Raw genomic sequence first — 2,796 nt, forward strand, 5'->3', positions numbered from 1 at the left:
TCACTCGGTTCACCGCCCCACGCCGACCCTCGATCACCCTGACCCGCCAACCCACACCCACGACCGACCGACGAGCCGCACCCATCGACTTCCGCGATCGGCCACCCCGCCGCAGCGCTTCACCAAGCCCCGCAATCACCCGTCCCCGAGAGCACACCGCTTGTGGGACCCGCCCATCCAATGCACCGCGGGCTACCCAACCTCGCGATCACTCGGTTCACCGCCCCACGCCGACCCTCGACCTCCTTGACCCGCCAGCCAACACGCTCCGGCTCGAGACCACCCCCGCTCGTGTGCATCGCGTCCACTCGGCTCAACGCGGCGTACCCAGTGCCGCGTTCACTCGCCTCATCGGCCGTCGATCTTCCTGATCGGCCAGCCGACGTTCAGGAGCGGGGCGCGATCGATCGCTGGTCGTTGCTTGGCCGGGCTGGCGGCTACTGGGGTGTCTGGTGGCCGTTCGGGCGATGGTCGTCGGCCAGCAGGGACCAGACCTGAACGTCGCGGCGGTCGCCATCAAGGACGAAAGCCTGGCGCAGGACGCCCTCACACGTCATCCCCAGCCGCTCCGCCACGGCCGCGCTGGCGGTGTTCCGCGGGTCGCAGAGCCACTCGACCCGGTGCATGCCGCGCGTCACGAGCGCCCAGTCGATCATGTGCCGGACGGCGGTGGTGATCAGACCGCGTCCCCGGGCTTCCGCGGCGAGCCACACGCCTGCCTCGCAGACGCCCATCGCGGCGTTGAATGTGCGGAATACCGTCCCTCCTTGGAGGACACCGTCCAGCCAGATTCCGTAGATGCGCCCCTGGTCGTTGGCTTGCTTGAGCGCGTACGCCTGTAGGAACTCGCGGGCGGACGCCTCGTCCACGACCGTGCGGGCCCAGGGGATGTAGTAGTCGATGTCCTGGCGGACCCTGTCCGCGTGCTCGGCGAACTCGGCGGCCTGCCACGGCTCCAGCGGACGAAGTTCCGCGTTGTCGGCCAGGGAACGAGCGAACATGGGACCTCCCAGGGGGTACGTACCGAACGTTTGTTATGTACGATACGGGAGTGCCAGCCCGAGGTGACCACGACGCCCGCCGCCGCGACGTCTCTGAGGCCGTATGGCGTGTCCTCGCCAATCGTGGCTTCGGCGGCCTGACGCTGCGCGCCGTCGCGGCGGAGATGGGCGCTTCGACGGGGTTGCTCACCCACTACTTTCCGAACAAGAAGGCCCTTGTCACCTACGCCCTCGACGTCGCCGACGAACGCACTGCGAACCGGCGTGTTAGCGAGGCTAAAGCTGAGGGGCTGGCTGCGTTACGTTCGGCGCTCTTGGCCGTTCTCCCTCTCACCGCCGACTCCGCCGACATGAACCGCATTTGGGTCAGTTCATGGGACGGCGCGCTGGCCGACCCCGAACTGACCGTTCGCGAGAAGAATCGGTATCATCAATGGCGCGAGCGACTTCGTCCGCACGTGGTCGCTGCCGTGGAGCGGGGTGAACTGCCATTGCCCGAGCCGTCGGATGTGGATGGCGTGGTCGCCACCGTCGCCGCTTTTACTCATGGTTTGGTCGTCCAGGCTCTTTTCGATCCGGAGCGGTTCCCGCCCGTTCGCCAGACCGAGATATTGGACGCCTTTTTGGCATCGCTTTCGGGTCGCTAGCGTGTGTTGCCGGGGCTGTAGTCGTTAGTGATGCCTCGGGCGGCGGCACTCGGATTCTAATGTTCTAAATCGGCGGTGGGGTGGCGCTGCGTACGGGGCCGCCCCTCCAAAGTCAAGGGCGCTTCGCGTCGCTTCGCGATGGGACTCCGTCCCACCCTTGACTTTGGAGCCTCTACGGCCCCTGGGTGCAGCTTACGTCGGGCAGGCTCCGCCTGCCCCCCGCCCGACGCGCCACCCCACCGTCCTCCAAGTACCCAATTTCGTTTTTGTGTGTTGGGTGTCGCCGTCCACCGGTGCTTCGATAGTCGCCACGCTGAAGCCGCTCGCAGACTGTCGCCAGTGGCCGTCTACTTCTCCCCCACTATCCTGCGCTGGCAGTGTCGCTTGTCATGGAGTGCATCTTCTGCGGCCTGATCAAGTCAGGTACCGCGCGCTGGATCACACGTGGCTCCTCTGTCGCCGCGTTCGCGCCGCTTAGTCCTCTTGCCCCCGGACATACGCTGGTCATCCCCACCGACCACTACACCGATCTCTTCGACGCGCCGCCCGGGCTGCTCGCCGATGCCATGGCATTGGTCCAGCGCCTGGCCACAGCGATGCGCACCGCGCTGGGTGCAGGCGGCGTGAACATGCTTCATGCCAGCGGCCCAAATTCCGAGCAATCGGTTCCGCATCTACATCTCCATGTGGTCCCACGTTGGCCGGCGGACGGATTCTCGTCCTGGCCGACCGGACGGTCCCACCACCACATCGCCGCCGATCCGATCGCACTACTGGCCGACGCATTGAAGGACAACTAAGGCGCCAAGTAGCGGTCACCCTGGCACGGTAGCTGCGCCAGTGCTCGGGCACCGGCTTGCTGGTACCCGGCGATCCGACCAACGGCTACGCGACCACCGTCGCCATCCCAAAGTCCTGTCGCGGCGGCGATCACCTAGCGCGACTCACGTCCGCGCCGCCCCAGTCCGAGCCAGGCTGGCTGGGTTGGGTCGGATGGGTCGGGCTGCGCCCGCCCGGACTGGGCCGAACTGAGCCGGGTTGAGCTGGGTTGAGCTGAGCCGGGGCTCGTGGCTCAGGCTGGGCAGGGGGTTGAGCCGGAGTTGAGCCGAGGCGAGCCGGGCCAGGGTCGAGCCAGGGTCGAGCCAGGC

3 protein-coding genes are annotated in these 2,796 nt (G+C 67.1%); 2 read left to right on the plus strand and 1 reads right to left on the minus strand.

What is annotated here, in order from left to right:
* Nucleotides 1–437: 437 nt before the first annotated feature.
* Complete coding sequence (locus E1264_RS41750; protein WP_132182981.1) at nt 438–1,001, minus strand: GNAT family protein; 564 nt, start codon at nt 999–1,001, stop codon at nt 438–440.
* 50 nt (nt 1,002–1,051) lie between these two features.
* On the opposite strand from E1264_RS41750, the gene E1264_RS41755 reads away from it, so the two are divergent.
* Together E1264_RS41755 and E1264_RS41760 are read left to right on the plus strand one after the other, a co-directional pair.
* Nucleotides 1,052–1,648, plus strand: coding sequence for a TetR/AcrR family transcriptional regulator (locus tag E1264_RS41755; RefSeq protein ID WP_243711502.1), 597 nt, complete (start codon nt 1,052–1,054; stop codon nt 1,646–1,648).
* Between the two features lie 377 nt (nt 1,649–2,025).
* Nucleotides 2,026–2,448 (plus strand): HIT domain-containing protein, encoded by a 423-nt coding sequence (locus tag E1264_RS41760; RefSeq protein WP_207936972.1) that lies wholly within the window; start codon nt 2,026–2,028, stop codon nt 2,446–2,448.
* The last annotated feature ends 348 nt before the right edge of the window (nt 2,449–2,796 follow it).

It is taken from the genome of Actinomadura sp. KC216, assembly GCF_004348535.1.
Classification (GTDB): Bacteria; Actinomycetota; Actinomycetes; order Streptosporangiales; family Streptosporangiaceae; genus Spirillospora.